Origin of the sequence: Saccharopolyspora montiporae, assembly GCF_015209505.1 — a bacterium.
In the GTDB taxonomy this organism is placed as follows: Bacteria; Actinomycetota; Actinomycetes; order Mycobacteriales; family Pseudonocardiaceae; genus Saccharopolyspora; species Saccharopolyspora montiporae.
In genome coordinates, this window is sequence record NZ_JADEYC010000005.1 from 60,908 (window position 1) to 77,471 (window position 16,564).

Here is a 16,564-nt window from a genome sequence, read left to right on the forward strand (position 1 = left end):
GAGATCCATGGGCGACGCGGAGCGGCACGCGGTGACCGATGTGGACGATGCGGGTGTGGCGACGGTGACGGTGCGCGGCGCGAATTCGCTGAACATCGTTGGTACGGCGGCGATTCGAGAGGTGACCGCGGCGATTTCCGCTCTTTCCGGCGATTCCCGCGTTCGCGTTCTCGTGCTCCGCGGTGCCGCGGAGAACGCTTTCGTGGGCGGAGCCGACATCGCCGAGATGTCCGAGTTGGACCGGGATTCCGCGCAGGTCTTCATCCGCGGGCTGGCGGCGCTGTGCGAGGCGGTGCGCTCGTTCCCGGCTCCGGTGGTGGCGCGGATCTCCGGCTGGTGCCTCGGCGCCGGTCTGGAGTTGGCCGCCGCGTGCGATCTGCGGATCAGCGACGACGGGGCGCGGTTCGGCATGCCGGAGGTGCAGGTCGGGATCCCATCGGTGATCCACGCCGCGCTGCTGCCGCGGCTGGTCGGGTCCGGGCGGGCCGCATCGCTGATGCTGACCGGGCGCCGCGTCGACGCGGGCACCGCCCTGGCCTGGGGCCTGGTGGACGAGGTGGTCGGGCAGGCGGAGCTGGACACCGCCGTGGCGCGCACCGCGGGCGGACTGGCCGCCCTGCCGCCCGCCGCGCTGCGCAAGCAGAAGGAGCTGCTCCGCGCGTGGGAGGAACTACCGGTGGACCGCGCGGTCGAGCACAGCGTCGCGGCGTTCGGCGACGCCTTCGACACCGGGGAGCCCCAGCAGCGGATGGGTGAGTTCCTGCAGCGCAAGAGAACTCGCTGACCTGCGGAAACGACAAGATCACCTTTTCCGGTCAATGCCGGTGCGACGGCGGGGCGGTCAGGATGGCCCGGACCGATTCGCGCAGCGGCCCCCGGCCGCGAGGAGGTGCACGGTGCCGCAGGAGACCGATGGCGCGCTGGTGCCGGACCAGCAGGGAACCGCCTACTTCCGCGTCGGCGATCCCGGCGTGCCCGTGCACGCGCGCGTGCTGCACCAGCGGTACCCGCACGCGGGGCCGGACCTGCTGTCCTGGTGCGGGCGCCGGTTCGAGCCGCAGCGGGTGGAGCCCGCCGACCCGCGCACCGGCGCGCCGTGCGTGGGATGCCTGCTGCGCTCGCTGGCCGCCACCACGTGACGGACCGCCGGTGTCACGCGGCGTCCGGCTTCGCCTCGTAGCCCGGGTAGACCGTGCGGGAGAACGCGAGGACGTTCCATCGGGTCGGTGTCCGCCCACGGCAGCCACAGCACGGGTGCCCGCCGTCGTACAGAAGATGATCTCGGTGGCTCATCGATGCACCTTGATCGGACTCTTTGATCGTCGTGTGTGGGGGTCGGGCATGCTGTCTCGACGACGGTGAGTTCGTAGAGGTGGTGAATGCCGCGTCGTCCGGAGGTGTTCGTGCGCCCGGTCAGCTGGGGTGGGCGAGGCGCCTTCTGGAGCAAGGCACACGTGATCCGGATCGCGTGCGCAGGAGAAGCCGGAAGAGAATTCCTTATTGTCGCAGGTTTCCGAATAAGGAACCGGCCGCCGAGCGGCTATCCACAGTGGTCGGACACGCCGAACCGGCCTCAGCCGCGCGTGAGCACCGACCGCAGGAAGAACCCGAGGTTGGCCGGGCGTTCGGCGAGCCGGCGCATGAAGTACCCGTACCACTCGTCGCCGTAGGCCACGTAGACCCGCACCCGATGCCCCCGCGCGGCGAGACGCCGCTGCTCGTCCGGCCGGATCCCGTACAGCATCTGGTACTCGAACCCGTCCGGTCCGCGGCCCGCCCGCTCGGCCAGCTCACCGGCGATGGCGATCAGCCGCGGGTCGTGCGTGGCCACCATCGGATAGCCCGTTCCCCCCATCAGCGCCCGTAGGCACCGCACGTAGGAGCGGTCGACCGCGGCGCGGTGCTGGAAGGCCACCGCAGCGGGCTCGGCGTAGGCGCCCTTGCACAGCCGCACCCGCGCACCGCCCGCGGCCAGATCGCGGCAGTCCTGCTCGGTGCGGTGCAGGTACGCCTGCACCACCGCGCCCACCTGCGGGAAGTCCACCCGCAGATCGCGCAGGATACCCAGCGTCGAATCGGTGGTGGTGTGGTCCTCCATGTCCAGGGTGACCGTCGTGCCCGCGGCCGAGGCCGCCTCGCAGATCGCCCGCGCGTTGTCCAGCGCGGTCTTCTCCCCGTCCACCGGCAGGAATTGGCCCACCGCGGAGAGCTTCACCGAAACCTCGGTGCAGCCGGCGAGTCCCGCCTCGGCCAGCGCGTGCAGCACCTCCCGGTAGGCGGCGACCGTCGCGGCGGCCTGCCGGGCGTCGGCCACCTGCTCCCCGAGGTGGTCCAGCGTGGTCGTCAGCCCGAGCCCGCGCAGCTCGTCGGCCGCGCGCACCGCATCGGCCGCGCCGGTACCGGCCACGAACCGGCGGACTGCGGCGCCGGTGAGCGGGTTGGCTTCCACGAGACCGCGCACCGCGGTCGAGCGGGCGGCGGCGAGCAGAGCGTTGCGCAGCATGCGATCTCCCGTCGTACGAGGGCTTTCCGCCCGGTCAGCCCATGTGCGGGTAGGTGTGCGCGATCGGCGCGTCGAAGGTCTCCTTGATCGCCCGCGGGCTGGTCCAGCGCTGGATGTTCATCAGCGAGCCCGCCTTGTCGTTGGTGCCCGAGGCGCGGCTGCCACCGAACGGCTGGCGGGACACGATCGACCCGGTGGGCTTGTCGTTGACGTAGAAGTTGCCCGCCGCGTGCCGCAACCGCCGGTGCGCCAGCTCGATCGCGGCGCGGTCGGTGGCGAACACCGCCCCGGTCAGCGCGTACGGGCTGGACGAGTCGACCACGTCGAGGATCTCCGGATACCGGGCGTCCTCGTAGACGTGCACCGCCAGGATCGGCCCGAAGTACTCGGTGGTGAACGCCTCGTCGCCGGGATCGGTGCCGACCAGCACCGTCGGATCCACGAAGTACCCGGTCGCGTCGTCGCAGCCGCCGCCGGCCAGCACCTCCAGCGAGGGCTCCCGCTCGGCGCGCTGCAGCGCCGCGCGGTGCTTGGCGAACGCCCTCGCGTCGATGACCGCGCCGCCGAAGTTGCCGAAGTCGGTGATGTCGCCGAACCGGACGGTGCGGGCCAGATCGGCCAGTTCCTCGCGCAGCCCGCCGTCCCAGACCGAGCGCGGCACGTAGGCGCGGGAGGCGGCCGAGCACTTCTGGCCCTGGTACTCGAAAGCCCCGCGGACCAACGCGGTCGCCAGCTGCGCCCGGTGCGCCGAGGGATGTACGACGACGAAGTCCTTGCCGCCGGTTTCGCCCACGATCCGCGGGTAGCAGCGGTACTCGTCGAGGTGGTCGCCGATGGTGCGCCACAGTTTCCGGAATGTGCCGGTGGATCCGGTGAAGTGCAGGCCCGCGAAGCCCGGGTCCGAAAGCGCCACCTCGCTGACCGCCTGCCCGTCCCCGGTGACCAGGTTGATCACCCCGGGCGGCAGCCCGGCCGCTTCGAACAGGCGCATGGTGAAGTGCGCGGCGAACTGCTGCGTCGGCGTCGGCTTCCACACCACGGTGTTGCCCATCAGCGCCGGAGCGGAGGGCAGGTTCCCGGCGATGGCGGTGAAGTTGAACGGGGTGATGGCGGTGACGAACCCGTCCAGCGGGCGGTAGTCCATCCGGTTCCACTCGCCGGGCACCGACCGCGGCTGCTCGGCCAGGATCTGCCGCGCGTAGTGCGCGTTGAACCGCAGGAAGTCGGCGAACTCGCAGGCGGCCTCGATCTCGGCCTGCTGCACGGATTTGGACTGGCCGAGCATGGTGGCGGCGTTGATCGTGTCCCGGAACGGGCCGGACAGCAGATCGGCGGCGCGCAGCAGGACCGCGGCGCGCTCGTCGAACGGGGTCGCGGCCCACTCCGGCGCGGCGTTCTCGGCGGCGCGCACCGCGTCGGCCACGTCGGTGCCGGTGGCCTGGGCGCAGGTACCGAGCGCGTGCCGGTGGTCGTGCGGCTGCACCACGTCGAACCGCGCGCCGCCCGCCATCCGCTGCTGCCCGCCGATGGTGCAGGTGAGGTCGAGCTGCTCGGATTCGAGCTCGGCGAGGCGCTTCTGCAGCGCGTCGCGCTCGGTCGAGCCGGGGGCGTAGCCGCGCACCGGTTCGTTGTACGGCGCGGGGACCGAGGTGATGGCGTCCATGACCGATTGCCTCCTTGCGAGACTGCCGCCCTGCGCGGGTGATGCCGTGAGATTAGGAGTTCGACGGCCCTGGCGTGATTGTGCGATCGGCTACCGTTGCCCGGACCGGTTCGTCGTGCTGGACAACCCGTTCCGGTGACGCCGAGCGGTGCGGAACAGGGGTTCGACCATGCGCGATACCGCGGGAGTACCGCTGCGCCGGCTGCTGATCGCGGTCGGCGAGCCGCTGGTGGACGTGCTGGCCGCGCCCCGCGGGTTCGACGTCGGGATCGGCGAAGTGCTGATCCTGGATCCGGAGGAGGACGCGGGCGGCGCCGAGGATGCGCTCGTGCTGGTGATCGGTGCGCGGGGCCGGGCGGCGCAGCGGCTGGTCCGGTCGGCGGCCGCCGACGGTGCCGGTGCGGTGGCGGTGAAGGCGGCCACGGACGCCGATGCCCGCGCGCTGCGGGACGCCGCGACCGATGCCGGGGTGGCGCTGCTGGGTGTGCGTCCGCAGGTCCGCTGGGAGCGGCTGGCCTCGTTCGCCCGCTGTGCCCTGGACGACGCGCGGGCCGGTGGTGCGGAGGCCGCCGAGGCGTTGGATGACCTGTTCGCGCTGGCGCAGACCCTGGCCGACACGACCGGCGGCATCGTCAGCATCGAGGACACCACCAGCCGGGTGCTGGCCTACTCGCGTTCCGACGAGCAGGTGGACGAGCTGCGCCGGCTGTCCATCCTGGGCAGGCGCGGTCCGGAGAGCTACCTGGCGATGCTGCGCGAGTGGGGCGTGTACGAGCGGCTGCGCCGCGGTGAGGAGGTCGTGCCCGTCGAGGAGCGCCCCGACCTGGGTGTCCGGCGGCGGTTGGCCATCGGCATCCACGCGGGCAGCCGTCCGCTCGGCACGATCTGGGTGCAGCAGGCGTCCGAGCCGCTGGCCGAGGGCGCGGAACGGGCGCTGCTCGGGGCAGCGCGGGTGGCCGCGCTGCAGCTGATCCGGCAGCGCAGCGAGGCCACGGCCGGCCCGCGGTTCCGGGAGAACCTGCTGGCGGGGCTGCTGGAGGGCCGGATCGACGCGGACTCGGTGGCCGGCAACATCGGTGCCGAGCCGGGCCGGCCCGCGGCAGTGGTGGTGTTCGCACCGGGCGGGCAGGAGCCCGGGTCCGAGCGCACCGAGCTCGAACTGCAGCGCACCGAGCTAGCCGGCCTGATCGCGGTGCACGCTTCGGCATACCGGCGCAGCGCCCTGGTCACCACGATCGGCTCGCGCGTCTACGCGCTGCTGCCGGACCTGCCCGCCGGTGAACCGGAGTCGGCCGTGCTGGGGCTGGCGCGCGAGGTCGCGTCCGCGGCCGAGCGGTCCCGGGGCGCGCGGGTGCGGGCGGGAGTGGGTGCGGTGGTGCCCGCGCTGCACGCGGTGCCCGAGTCGCGGGCCGAGGCCGACCGGGTGCTGGACGTGTTGGGCCACGGCGCGGGGGCCGGGGACATCGCCACCCTCGCCGACGTGCGCGCGCAGGTGCTGGTCGGCGAGGTGCTGGACCGGATGGCCGCCGACGAGCGGTTCCGCGACGTGCGGGTGCAGCGGCTGCGCGAACACGACGCCGAGCACGGATCGGACCTGGCGCGGTCGCTGCTGGTCTACCTGGAGTCGTTCGGCGACGTCCGCACCGCCGCCGCGCGACTGCACGTGCACCCGAACACGCTGCGCCACCGAATGCGCCGCGCCGCGGAGCTGGCCGATATCGGCCTGGCCGACCCGGTCGAACGGCTCAACGCCCACCTGCAACTGCTGCTCGCCCACCGGCCTCGGCGCGGCTAGAGAACGCGGGAAAAGGCTTTCGGGACGGGGAATCCGCCGCGGTCACCACCTGCCGGGCATGGCGTCATCGTCGGAGCGGTGCACGGCGCTCGCGTCCCGTGCCGCGCCCGACGATGATCGGGCGCAGCCGACCGTCAGAGCTTGCGCAGGCGGACCTTGTTGATGGAGTGGTCGGCGTCCTTGCGCAGCACCAGGGTCGCACGGGGGCGGGTGGGCAGGATGTTGTCCACGAGGTTGGGTTCGTTGATCGTGCGCCACAGGTGTTTCGCCTCGGCACGCGCCTCCTCGTCCGGCAGCGCGGAGAAGTGGTGGAAGTGCGAGTCGGGGTCGGCGAAGGCGGTGCCGCGCAGCGCCAGGAACCGGTCGACGTACCAGCGCTCGATGTTCTCGGTGTGCGCGTCGACGTAGAGCGAGAAGTCGAACAGATCCGAGACGGACAGGCTCGGACCCGGTTGCAGGACGTTGAGCCCTTCCACGATCAGGATGTCCGGCTGGCGCACCAGCTGCCGCTCGTCCGGCAGGATGTCGTAGGCGCGGTGCGAGTAGACCGGTGCGCTGACCTCCGGCGATCCGGACTTGACCTCGGTGACGAACCGCAGCAGCGAGCGCCGGTCGTAGCTCTCCGGGAAGCCCTTGCGGTGCATGATCCCGCGACGCACCAGTTCGGCCTTCGGGTGCAGGAAGCCGTCCGTGGTGACCAGGTCGACCCGCGGGTGGTCGGGCCAGCGGGCGAGCAGGGTGCGCAGGATCCGCGCGGTGGTCGACTTGCCCACCGCGACGCTGCCCGCGATGCCGATGACGAACGGGACCTTGCTGCGCTGGGTCTCGTCGCCGAGGAAGGTCGTGCTGGTCTCGTGCAACCGCTGCCGGGCGGCGACCTGCAGGTTGATCAGCCGGGACAGCGGGAGGTAGACGTCGGCGACCTCGTCGAGGTCGACGGGTTCCCCGAGGCCGCGCAGCGCGACCAGTTCGTCCTCGGACAGCGGGAGCGGCATCGAATCGCGCAGTTCGCGCCACTGAGCGCGATGCAGTTCGACGTACGGGCTCAGTTCGCGGACGCGCGTCACAAGCACCCCTCGGCGTTGAGGCACAGCAGCACCGGTCGCCGCAGCGACCGCCGACTCCGGGAGAGTAGGACGTCGCCCCCGCGCAGCGCTGTGATCCACTGCACGCTGAGACCCAGGGAACACCTTGATCGATCGCGGCACCGGGGCCGGCTCGCGCTCCTTCTCGACGACCGCGCGGAACCGTGGATCGGCGCGCTGGGCACCGGGTACCTTCGGTCCGGATCACAGCACGGGGCACCGGGGGGTTGCGATCGCGGCACATCGCGGCCTCGCCGATCGCGACGCGTGACCGGGGAGCCGGGAGCTCGTTAGTGTTCCACGCCGGTGTCCGGCGGATCGTCGGTAGCTGCTTTCGGGAAGTGGGAGTTGCATGTCCACCTATCGCACTGTCGTCGTCGGAACCGACGGCTCCCCGCCGTCGCTGCGCGCGGTCTCCCGGGCGGCCGAGGTCGCGGGGAGTTCGGGCGCCCGGGTCGTGATCGTGTGCGCCTACCAGCCCAGTAGTTCCCGGGAGGTGGAGCAGGCGCAGGACGAGCTGGGCGACGAGGCGTTCCAGGTCGTCGGGTCGGCTCCGGCCGAGGACCGGCTGCGCGAGGCCGCCGATGCCGCCGCGACGGCCGGGGCCGGCGAGGTGCAAACGCTGGCCGTGGTCGGTGAGGCCATCGGCGCGCTGCTCGACGCCGCCGACCAACAGCGCGCGGAGCTGCTGGTGGTGGGCAGCCGCGGGCTCAACACGTTGAAGGGCCGGATCCTGGGGTCGGTGCCCTCCGAGGTGTCCCGGCGCGCCGAATGCGATGTGCTCGTTGTCCGAACCGCCCGCTGACGCGAGCGACCGGCACGTCGACGAGACCATCCTCGGCGGGCGCCCCCGGTTCACCAAGCACGAGGTCGCCGAGGCGGCCGGTGTGGACCTGGAGCGCGCCGAGCAGCTGTGGCAGGCGATGGGCTTCGCACACGTGGACGAGGACGCGGTGGTGTTCGCCGATGCCGACGTCGCCGCGCTGCGCGCCCTGGTGGAGCTGGTCTCGGCGCAGGTGATCCCCACCGAGCTGGAGACCGCGGTGGCGAGGTCGCTGGCGCAGACGATGTCCCGGCTCGCCGAGTGGCAGGTGGGCATCTTCCGCACGCTGCTCGGCGAGCAGTTCGCCTCGGACATCCCGACGACCGCGCAGTTCGCCGGCGCGATCCTGCCGGTCATGGAGCGGCTGCAGAACTACGTGTGGCGCAGGCACCTGGCCGCTACCGCGGCTCGCGAACTGGCCGAGCGCGGGGACGACGGGGACGAGCGGGTGCAGGTGATCGGGTTCGCCGACCTCGTCGGCTACACCCGGTTGATTCGCGATTTCACCGAGCTGGAACTGGCCGGGCTCATCGACGGGTTCGAGGAGCTGGCCACCGGGGTGGTCGCCGAGCACCGCGGGCGGATCGTGAAGACGGTCGGCGACGAGGTGCTGTTCGTCGCGGACAACGCCGCCGACGCCGCGGAGATCGCGCTGACCCTCAACGAGGAGATCGCCGCCGCCGAGAAGCTGCCGCCGCTGCGCATCGGGCTGGCGCAGGGCACCGTGCTGGCCAGGTTCGGCGACGTCTACGGCTCGACGGTCAACATCGCCAGCAGGCTCACCTCGGTGGCCCGGCCCGCCTCGGTGCTCGTGGACCGCGAGCTGGCGGGGTCGCTGCGCGGGCTGGACGACTACCGGCTGACCTCGGTGGGGCCCACGAAGGTGCAGGGGTTCCGGGGGTTGCGCGCGTGGGCGGTGCGCCGCGCGGGCGGTTGATGCGGACAGGTGTGATCAAAGTCCTGTTGACTTTGCTTGCAGCAAGCAATTGTCCAGGTGAGAAGGGGTGAGCGCCCGATTACCTGCGATTTCGCGCGATGGTGTGATGGGCGCCGTCGCACCTGATCGACGAAATGTCCGTTAGGTCCGGTATGCGGAGCGGTGTTCGGCACGTCCGGTGGGATGCCCGGCGCCCGGGGCCGCAATAGAGTCGAAGCATGGCCGATCGGCGAGCAGACCCGGAACGAACCCACTCCGACGACGTCGCCGCACTGGCGGGGCAGTACGAGCGGATCCCGCGCGGCGCCCCGGTCCGGCTGGCCAAACCCACCTCCAACCTGTTCCGGTTCCGCGGCGCCGCCTCCGGCCCGGGGCTGGACGTGGGGCGGTTCAACCGGGTGCTGGACATCGACCGGACCGCGGGTACCGCCCAGGTCCAGGGCATGACCACCTACGAGGACCTGGTCGCCGCGCTGCTGCCCACCGGGCACATGCCCACCGTCGTGCCGCAGCTGAAGACGATCACCCTCGGCGGCGCGGTGGCCGGTCTGGGCATCGAATCCAGCTCGTTCCGCAACGGCCTGCCGCACGAAGCCGTGCGCGAAGCCGAGATCCTCACCGGGGACGGTAGCGTCGTCACGGCCCGCCCGGACAACGAGCACGCCGAGCTGCTGCGCGGATTCCCGAACTCCTACGGCACGCTCGGCTACGCGCTGCGGCTGGAGATCGAGCTGGAGCCGGTCCGGCCGTACGTGCACCTGCGGCACCTGCGGTTCGGTACCGCGGACGAGTGCGCGCAGGCCATCGCGCAGATCTGCACCGACCGCGAATACGACGGCGAGCAGGTCGATTTCGTCGACGGCACCGTGTTCGGACCGGGCGAGCAGTACCTCACGCTGGCGTCCTTCGTGGACAGCGCCCCGTTCACCGGCGACTACACCGGTCAGCAGATCTACTACCGCTCGGTGCAGCAGCGCAGCTCCGACTACCTGACCGCGCACGACTACCTGTGGCGCTGGGACACCGACTGGTTCTGGTGCTCGCGGGCCCTGGGCGTGCAACGCCCGCTGGTGCGCCGGTTGTGGCCCGCCCGCTACCGCCGGTCGGACGTCTACCGGCGGCTGGTCGCCCTGGACCGGAAATACGCGCTCACCGACCGGATTTCCGCGCTGCGCGGTGGCGCGGGCAACGAGCCGGTGATCCAGGACGTGGAGATCCCGGTCGGCCGGCTGGCCGAGTTCCTGGACTTCTTCCACGCCGAGACCGGCATCAGCCCGGTGTGGTTGTGCCCGGTGCAGCTGCGCGACGAGGAGGGCTGGCCGCTGTACCCGATGGATCCGGACGCGCTCTACGTCAACGTCGGGTTCTGGTCGAGCGTGCCGCTGCGGGCGGGGGAGGCGCCCGGGAAGTACAACCGCGCGATCGAGCGCGTGGTGCGCGAGCTGGGCGGGCACAAGTCGCTGTACTCCACCTCCTACTACGAGCCCGAGGAGTTCTGGCAGCTCTACAACAAGCCCGCATACCAGAAGCTCAAGGACCGCTACGACCCGGACGGCCGCCTGCCCGGGCTGTACGAGAAGTGCGTGCGGGAGAAGTGATGTCGAGGAAGGGGAACGTCATGGGCTGGGCACATGTGATCACGCGGGTCCTCGGCGAGGACATCCCGGTCGAGATCCGGGCGTTCGACGGCAGTCGGACCGGTCCGCAGGGTTGCCCCTCACGCATCGAGATCAAGTCCCCGCTGGCGCTGGCGCACCTGGCGTCCTCGCCCGGTGAGCTCGGGCTCGCCCGCGCCTACGTCAGCGGTGCCATCGACGTGCACGGCGACATGTACGCGGCGCTGTCCGGGTTCGGCAGCGTCACGCTGCACGGGATCTCCCCGCAGTTGCGCCGCGAACTGGCCGTCAAGCTGCTCGGCCAGCGCCTGTGGTGGCCGGTGCGCGTACCCGACGTCGAGCACCGCCCGCACGGCTGGCGGCACTCCAAAGACCGGGACAGCGAAGTGATCTCGCACCACTACGACGTGTCGAACCGCTTCTACGAGTGGGTGCTCGGCCCGTCGATGGCCTACACCTGCGCCGTCTACCCGGAGCAGGACGCCTCGCTGGAACGGGCCCAGGAGGCCAAGCACGACCTGGTCGCGCGCAAACTCGGCCTGACCAGCGGGATGCGGCTGCTCGACATCGGCTGCGGCTGGGGCGGGATGGTCATGCACGCCGCCGAGCAGTACGGCGTGCGGGCGCTGGGCGTGACCCTGTCCCGCCGGCAGGCGCAGTGGGCGCAGAAGACCATCGCCGAGCGCGGTCTGGCCGATCTGGCCGAGGTCCGCCACCTCGACTACCGCGATGTCGCCGAGACCGAGTTCGACGCGATCGCCTCGATCGGGCTGACCGAGCACATCGGGCAGTCCCAGCTGCCGGCGTACTTCTCGGCGCTGCATGACAAGCTGCGCCCGGGCGGGCGGCTGCTCAACCACTGCATCACCCGTCCCGACGGCAGCCACGGCAACCGCGCCGGGAAGTTCATCAGCCGCTACGTCTTCCCGGACGGTGAGCTGGAGCCGGTCGGTGAGCTGGTCTCGGTGATGAACGACCACGGGTTCGAGGTCCGCCACGAGGAGAACCTGCGCGAGCACTACGCGCTGACCCTGCGCGACTGGTGCCGCAACCTGGACGCCAACTGGTCGCGGGCGGTGCGTGAGGTGGGTCCGCAGCGCGCCCGGGTGTGGCGGCTGTACATGGCGGCCTGCCGGCTCGGGTTCGAACGCGACATGGTCCAGCTGCACCAGGTGCTCGGCGTGCGCCTGGCCGACACCGACGCCCGGATGCCGCTTCGCCCGGACTGGTGACGCGCGGTGCGATGAGTTCCGGCCCGGCCGGTGGTCTTCCCCTTCGTGCGGAATCGTCGACCGCGACGGAGGGAGAGGTCATGGAACGGATCGCGGCAAAGATCGTGCCGTGCCTGTGGTACGACGGCCAAGCCGAACAGGCGGCCGAGCACTACACATCGATCTTCGAGGACTCGCGCATCGTGCAGGTGCAGTACACCGGCCAGACCGGGCCGGGCGAGCCGGGAACGGTGCTCGTGGTGCGCTTCCGGTTGGCCGGAACGGAATTCGTGGCGCTCAACGGCGGGCCGATGTTCCACTTCACCGAGGCCGTGTCGTTCCAGATCGCCTGCGACACGCAGGACGAGGTGGACCGGCTGTGGGAGAAGCTGGGTGAAGGCGGCGAATTCGGGCCGTGCGGGTGGCTCAAGGACAAGTTCGGCCTGTCCTGGCAAGTCACCCCGGTCCGGTTGTTCGAGCTGCTCATCGACTCGGACGCCGACCGCGCCGATCGCGTCACCCGGGCGATGCTGGACATGGGCAAGCTCGACATCGCCACCCTGGAGAACGCCTGACCGACCCGGGCGGGCTTCCTTGTGTCGGAGGAGCCGAGCCGTTCACCGTCACTGCCCGAGCGATGCTGAGCGCGATCAGAGCTCGACTGCTCGCGCTCACCGACCGCAACGCGTGACGCCGACGTCGTCGCACTACGGCACCGCCGGGTGGTCGTGGCTTCCGCCGGGACGAGGGTGCGGCTGGGAGGTCCCGGGCGGGACGCTGTGGGGTGGCAGCCTGCTGCTGCTTCGCCGGAGCCGTACGGGATCCGCGCGGCTGGAGTGATCGGGGCGGAGACAACTGGAGTGTTCGCGTGGCTGATCAACATCGTCCTGCTGGGCAACGCCGTCGGCTCGACCATCGCCGGAACCCTGTTGCACCACGCCGGGTTGCACGCCTAGTTCGCCGCGCTGCCGATCAGCGCGCTGTTGGGATCGTTGGTGCTCCTGGCCGCCGCGGCGCTGCGCTGCGCTCGGTCTCGCGCGGGGAGTGAAACCGTGCACTGACCCGGTGGCGATGGTGCTCCCTCGCTGCGGGCCGCTGGATCGAAGCCGATCTCGCGGCGGCGTGCACGACGGGGGGAGGTCCGCGCAACGGCGACGACCGAGCGCTAACTCGGAGCTCCGGCTGCGTTGAGGACGTGCCGGGTCACCCGGTGGGCTTCGGCATCGAGTCGCTCGCGTGGAATCGGGGTCTCGCGAGGGGATTCCGGCCGCATGTTGACCGAGTCGTAGCGGACGTCGACCGTGAGGTTGGCGCGGGAGGCGAGGACGCGGACCTCGTGTTCTTCGTGCACCGCCGCGGCCCGATCGCCGATCCCGGGAATCGCGGTCGGGTTCGACTTGTCGAAGTACCGGAAATCGTTATCGACGGACTCGAAGTCCGCACGGCCGTTCGTTCCGGAGTGGGCGGTGACTTCCACGGTCAAGTAGCTGTATCGACCCAGTGCGTCGGCTTGCTCGGTCGTCGGGTTCCATGCGCAGCTGAGCTGTTGCTCGTTGCCGATCGAGGTGTCGTCGGTGTTCGGCTGTGCGGGCTGATTCGGCCCGAACATCCCGGCGATGGTCTCTTGCGGCACCGCTGTGCACGGGTCGGGCGCAGCGGTATAGCTCGGCGCGGACGGAAACAGGCTCGGCCACTTCGGGAACAGGATCGCGATCATGCTAAGCGCGATCGAGGCTGCACATAACGAGATAACGGTGAACAACACCCACCGCGGGAGCGACTTCTTCTCCGGAGGGCCACTATGCGGCGGCTGGTGATATCGATTCTGGGGCGGGGGTGGTGCGGGAGGGGGGAACGTCAACGCTGTGCACCTCCGTACTGCTGGACCAACTGGTCGGGCGGCTTGAGCAGGGGAATGCCGACGAGCATGTCGATCAGTGCCGTGGCGAACGGCACCCACAACAGCGCGAAATACCCCAGGAATGCCGGTGTGAAGAACGCATCGGTACCGCGTGGCACGGAGAACAGCACCGCGATACCGGTGGGGACGATCGTCGCGATCCAGAAGATGAGCAGCAGGCGTCGGCTTTGTCGAGCGTAGGTCACGTTGAGGTCCCCGGTTTTGACGTAATGCGGACCCTTGACCAGCGTGATCCCGGAGAATAGAGCGAAAAGGCTGGACAACAAGCCCATGATGACCGTGAAGATCATGATCGGATCGAACTTGAACGACAGCAGGAGGCCGAACGAGACGATCAGGATACCGGCGATGACGGCCACGACGATCGACGGATGCCCGACCGCGCGGGACACGACGCGGATCCGCTGGGCAACCTCGGCTGAAATCGGCGCGAACTCCAGGTACATGGGGCGTTGGTGGCGCCGAGATGGGGGAGGTGTAGGAATCATTCGTTGATCCGCCAGTCAGTCATCTGGATCCTGCCTGCTGCGAGCCATCAGGCACTCTCCCGATTGCAGGTTCCGCGTCAGTCTGCCCGATGGCGTGGCCGTTTCGCGGTGTTGTTGGATGACTGGGGTGCGCAACACCGCTGTTCGGCACTGCCGCATTTCGGCACGGCTGCATCTTGGCACCCGCTGCATCGCGGGCCGTCCCGCCGGTCAGTCGCCGAGGTCGTGCGGGGTGGTGGGTGGGAGGTACTCGGTGACCTCGTCGCGCGCCCAAAAGGACCCCGTGGCGCGGTGTTCGGCTCGGGTGGTGAAGCGGTAGCGGTACAGCAGGGCGCGGACTTCGTCCGGAGCGCTGCCGGGGAACGGGTCGTGCCGCAGCAGGCGCAGCACCTGCCGGTCGCCGCGCAACAGGGCGCGCAGCAGTCCCGGTAGCCACGTGCGGCCGTAGCCGGGGGCCAGCGGGAGGAACCACATCGCCCAGTCCAGCCGCAGGTGGTACGGCGCGATCTGCGGCGGGCGCCGATGCGGATCGCCGGGCTTGGCGCGGAACCCGTACTCCTGCCACGGCTCGTCGCCGCGCCTGCCTTCCAGGACCACCTCGTAGCGGGTGCGGGACACCGAGCCGAACGCCCCGTAGGTGTTGACCAGGTGCAGCCGGTTGAAGCTGCGGTTCATCACCTGGCCGCGGCCGAGCATGTTGCGCACCGGCCAGTAGGACAGCACCACGACCGCCAGGCCCACCGCGAGCACCAGGATCGCGAACCAGGCGGGCGGATCCTGCAGCGGCGGGGGAGACGGGGTGACCGGCCCCAGCAGCCAGGAGCCCATCGTGGCGAAGGACAGCGTGATCGTCAGCAGGTTCAGCCAGGCGAAGTTGCCGGACAGCGCCAGCCAGCCCTGGGTGATCAGCACGACCAGCCCCGCGACACCCGCCACCGGTTGCGGGCCGAACAGCGCGAAGGGCACCAGCAGCTGGGAGAAGTGGTTGGCCAGCACCTCCACCTGGTGCGCGCGCCCGGGCAGCAGGTGGAACCAGCGGCTCAGCGGCCCGGGCAGCGGCTGGGTCTCGTGGTGGTGGTGCAGCGCGGTGAGATCGCGCCAGCAGCTGTCCCCGCGGATCTTGATGAGCCCGGCGCCGAACTCCACTCGGAACAGCAGCCAGCACAGCAGCCACAGCACCACCGCGGGCGGGGCGATGTGCGCGGGCCCGAGGAACACGGCGAGGAAACCGGCCTCCAGCAGCAGCGATTCCCACCCGAACGCGTACCAGATCTGCCCGACGTTGACGATCGACAGGTACAGCACCCACAGCAGCAGCCACCACAGCACCGATGCCCACAACGGCACCAGATCAGCCGCGCCCACCAGCGCCAGCCCGCTGCCGACCACCCCGGTCCAGGCCACCGCGGAGAACGTGCGGTCGCTGTAGTGCAGGTGGAACAGGCTCGGTGAGCGCCGGGCCGGTACCCGGGCCAGGAAGCGCGGCACCGGGGTCATGCCCCGCTCGCCGAGCAGTGGCCGGAACTGCAGCGCAGCGACCAGGAACGCGGTCAGGTAGGCCAGCGCGAGCAGGTGCTGCACCGCGAAGCGCGCGGACCAGTAGTCCGGCGCCGACAACCACTCCAAGCCCAAGGGTCTGCACCGTCCCTGCAGGTCGCGCGGCTAGAATTTCCTCCGATGCTGCGGTGCGGGAGGTGAGCGTGCGCGACGACGTGCAGGCATTGCTGGCCTGTCCGCACTGCGGGGGGTCGTTCACCTCCCGCCCGGCCGGGTTGCTCTGCTCGTCCGGGCACGCGTTCGACATCGCCCGCCAGGGTTATGTGTCGCTGCTGACCGGGGCGCGGCGCGCGGGCGACGGGGACACCGCGGCCATGGTCGCCGAACGGGCCCGGTTCTTGGAAGCCGGGCACTACGCGCCGATCTCGGCCGCGGTCGCCGAATCCGCGACCGGGACGGCGCTGCTGGACATCGGCGCCGGACCCGGTCACCACCTCGCCCGGGTGCTGGACGCGCTGCCCGGCTCGGTGGGGGTGGCGCTGGACGTGTCGAAGTACGCGGCCCGCCGGGCAGCCAAGGCGCACCCGGCGATCGGGTCCGCGGTGGCCGATGCCTGGCACGGGCTGCCGGTGCGCAGCGGGGCGATCTCGACGGTGTTGGACGTGTTCAGCCCGCGCAACGCCGCGGAGATGCACCGGGTGCTGCAGCCGGGCGGGCGGCTGGTGGTCGTCGTGCCCGGACCGGACCACCTCGCCGAGCTCGTGGCGCAGCTGGGCCTGCTCGGCGTGGACCGGCGCAAGCGGGAACGGCTGGACGAGCAGCTGGGCGAGCTGTTCGAGCCGGTTGCCGAACGCGAGGTCGGTTTCCGGATGCGGTTGGACCGGGACGCGGCGGCCGCGTTGGTGGGCATGGGCCCGAACGCGTTCCACGGCAGCGGGCAGGCCGCGCGCGAGCAGCTGGCCGCTGCCGCGGAGCCGGTCGAGGTCACCGCGGACGTGCGGGTGCACGTCTTCGCACGCCGCTGA

The 16,564-nt window shown here is 70.9% G+C and carries 15 protein-coding genes; 9 read left to right on the top strand and 6 right to left on the bottom strand.

Annotated features, from left to right (window positions below):
- The first annotated feature begins 7 nt into the window (after window positions 1-7).
- The gene (locus IQ251_RS02675) at window positions 8-784 is read left to right on the top strand and encodes an enoyl-CoA hydratase (protein WP_193926799.1); all 777 of its coding nucleotides are present in this window, start codon (window positions 8-10) and stop codon (window positions 782-784) included.
- A 112-nt stretch (window positions 785-896) separates the two neighbouring features.
- Window positions 897-1,139, top strand: coding sequence for a hypothetical protein (locus IQ251_RS02680; RefSeq protein ID WP_193926800.1), 243 nt, complete (start codon window positions 897-899; stop codon window positions 1,137-1,139).
- 434 nt (window positions 1,140-1,573) lie between these two features.
- On the opposite strand, the gene IQ251_RS02685 is transcribed toward IQ251_RS02680, so the two are convergent.
- A complete protein-coding gene (locus IQ251_RS02685) occupies window positions 1,574-2,503 on the bottom strand; it encodes a proline dehydrogenase family protein (RefSeq protein ID WP_193926801.1) in 930 nt (309 codons plus the stop codon).
- A 34-nt stretch (window positions 2,504-2,537) separates the two neighbouring features.
- The gene (gene pruA / locus IQ251_RS02690; RefSeq protein WP_193926802.1) at window positions 2,538-4,166 is read right to left on the bottom strand and encodes an L-glutamate gamma-semialdehyde dehydrogenase; all 1,629 of its coding nucleotides are present in this window, start codon (window positions 4,164-4,166) and stop codon (window positions 2,538-2,540) included.
- A 169-nt stretch (window positions 4,167-4,335) separates the two neighbouring features.
- On the opposite strand from pruA, the gene IQ251_RS02695 reads away from it, so the two are divergent.
- Entirely contained in the window at window positions 4,336-5,961 is a 1,626-nt protein-coding gene (locus tag IQ251_RS02695; protein WP_193926803.1) for a PucR family transcriptional regulator, read from the top strand.
- A 134-nt stretch (window positions 5,962-6,095) separates the two neighbouring features.
- Here IQ251_RS02695 and coaA read toward each other — a convergent pair whose 3' ends face one another.
- Window positions 6,096-7,028 carry a type I pantothenate kinase gene (gene coaA, locus IQ251_RS02700; RefSeq protein ID WP_193926804.1) on the bottom strand — a complete coding sequence of 311 codons (933 nt, stop codon included), beginning with the start codon at window positions 7,026-7,028 and terminating at the stop codon, window positions 6,096-6,098.
- A 370-nt stretch (window positions 7,029-7,398) separates the two neighbouring features.
- Between coaA and IQ251_RS02705 the strand changes: the two genes are divergently transcribed.
- The 5 genes from IQ251_RS02705 to IQ251_RS02725 all read left to right on the top strand — a co-directional run bounded on the left by IQ251_RS02705 (window position 7,399) and on the right by IQ251_RS02725 (window position 12,208).
- Window positions 7,399-7,851 carry a universal stress protein gene (locus tag IQ251_RS02705; protein ID WP_193926805.1) on the top strand — a complete coding sequence of 151 codons (453 nt, stop codon included), beginning with the start codon at window positions 7,399-7,401 and terminating at the stop codon, window positions 7,849-7,851.
- A complete protein-coding gene (locus IQ251_RS02710; RefSeq protein ID WP_228046017.1) occupies window positions 7,832-8,806 on the top strand; it encodes an adenylate/guanylate cyclase domain-containing protein in 975 nt (324 codons plus the stop codon). The genes IQ251_RS02705 and IQ251_RS02710 overlap by 20 nt, the downstream gene beginning before the upstream one ends.
- Before the next feature lie 218 nt (window positions 8,807-9,024).
- Entirely contained in the window at window positions 9,025-10,404 is a 1,380-nt protein-coding gene (locus tag IQ251_RS02715; protein ID WP_193926807.1) for an FAD-binding oxidoreductase, read from the top strand.
- A 20-nt stretch (window positions 10,405-10,424) separates the two neighbouring features.
- Entirely contained in the window at window positions 10,425-11,654 is a 1,230-nt protein-coding gene (locus IQ251_RS02720; protein ID WP_193926960.1) for an SAM-dependent methyltransferase, read from the top strand.
- An 80-nt stretch (window positions 11,655-11,734) separates the two neighbouring features.
- Window positions 11,735-12,208 (top strand): VOC family protein, encoded by a 474-nt coding sequence (locus tag IQ251_RS02725; RefSeq protein WP_193926808.1) that lies wholly within the window; start codon window positions 11,735-11,737, stop codon window positions 12,206-12,208.
- A gap of 590 nt (window positions 12,209-12,798) precedes the next feature.
- On the opposite strand, the gene IQ251_RS02730 is transcribed toward IQ251_RS02725, so the two are convergent.
- From IQ251_RS02730 to IQ251_RS02740, 3 genes are all read right to left on the bottom strand, one after another.
- Entirely contained in the window at window positions 12,799-13,350 is a 552-nt protein-coding gene (locus IQ251_RS02730) for a hypothetical protein (RefSeq protein ID WP_193926809.1), read from the bottom strand.
- Window positions 13,351-13,490: 140 nt separating this feature from the next.
- Complete coding sequence (locus IQ251_RS02735) at window positions 13,491-14,000, bottom strand: hypothetical protein (RefSeq protein ID WP_193926810.1); 510 nt, start codon at window positions 13,998-14,000, stop codon at window positions 13,491-13,493.
- Between the two features lie 252 nt (window positions 14,001-14,252).
- Window positions 14,253-15,674: a lipase maturation factor family protein gene (locus IQ251_RS02740; RefSeq protein WP_193926811.1), complete on the bottom strand. Its 1,422-nt coding sequence runs from the start codon at window positions 15,672-15,674 to the stop codon at window positions 14,253-14,255.
- Between the two features lie 62 nt (window positions 15,675-15,736).
- Here IQ251_RS02740 and IQ251_RS02745 point away from each other — a divergent pair, with 62 nt between their 5' ends.
- Window positions 15,737-16,564, top strand: coding sequence for a putative RNA methyltransferase (locus IQ251_RS02745; RefSeq protein ID WP_370591165.1), 828 nt, complete (start codon window positions 15,737-15,739; stop codon window positions 16,562-16,564).

What these genes read in the sequence shown, in the direction of transcription:
- IQ251_RS02675 (WP_193926799.1), top strand. Translation starts at nt 8, where the DNA reads ATGGGCGACGCGGAGCGGCACGCGGTGACCGATGTGGACGATGCGGGT.
- IQ251_RS02685 (WP_193926801.1), bottom strand. Translation starts at nt 2,503, where the DNA reads ATGCTGCGCAACGCTCTGCTCGCCGCCGCCCGCTCGACCGCGGTGCGC.
- pruA (WP_193926802.1), bottom strand. Translation starts at nt 4,166, where the DNA reads ATGGACGCCATCACCTCGGTCCCCGCGCCGTACAACGAACCGGTGCGC.
- IQ251_RS02695 (WP_193926803.1), top strand. Translation starts at nt 4,336, where the DNA reads ATGCGCGATACCGCGGGAGTACCGCTGCGCCGGCTGCTGATCGCGGTC.
- IQ251_RS02705 (WP_193926805.1), top strand. Translation starts at nt 7,399, where the DNA reads ATGTCCACCTATCGCACTGTCGTCGTCGGAACCGACGGCTCCCCGCCG.
- IQ251_RS02715 (WP_193926807.1), top strand. Translation starts at nt 9,025, where the DNA reads ATGGCCGATCGGCGAGCAGACCCGGAACGAACCCACTCCGACGACGTC.
- IQ251_RS02720 (WP_193926960.1), top strand. Translation starts at nt 10,425, where the DNA reads ATGGGCTGGGCACATGTGATCACGCGGGTCCTCGGCGAGGACATCCCG.
- IQ251_RS02725 (WP_193926808.1), top strand. Translation starts at nt 11,735, where the DNA reads ATGGAACGGATCGCGGCAAAGATCGTGCCGTGCCTGTGGTACGACGGC.
- IQ251_RS02730 (WP_193926809.1), bottom strand. Translation starts at nt 13,350, where the DNA reads ATGATCGCGATCCTGTTCCCGAAGTGGCCGAGCCTGTTTCCGTCCGCG.
- IQ251_RS02735 (WP_193926810.1), bottom strand. Translation starts at nt 14,000, where the DNA reads ATGTACCTGGAGTTCGCGCCGATTTCAGCCGAGGTTGCCCAGCGGATC.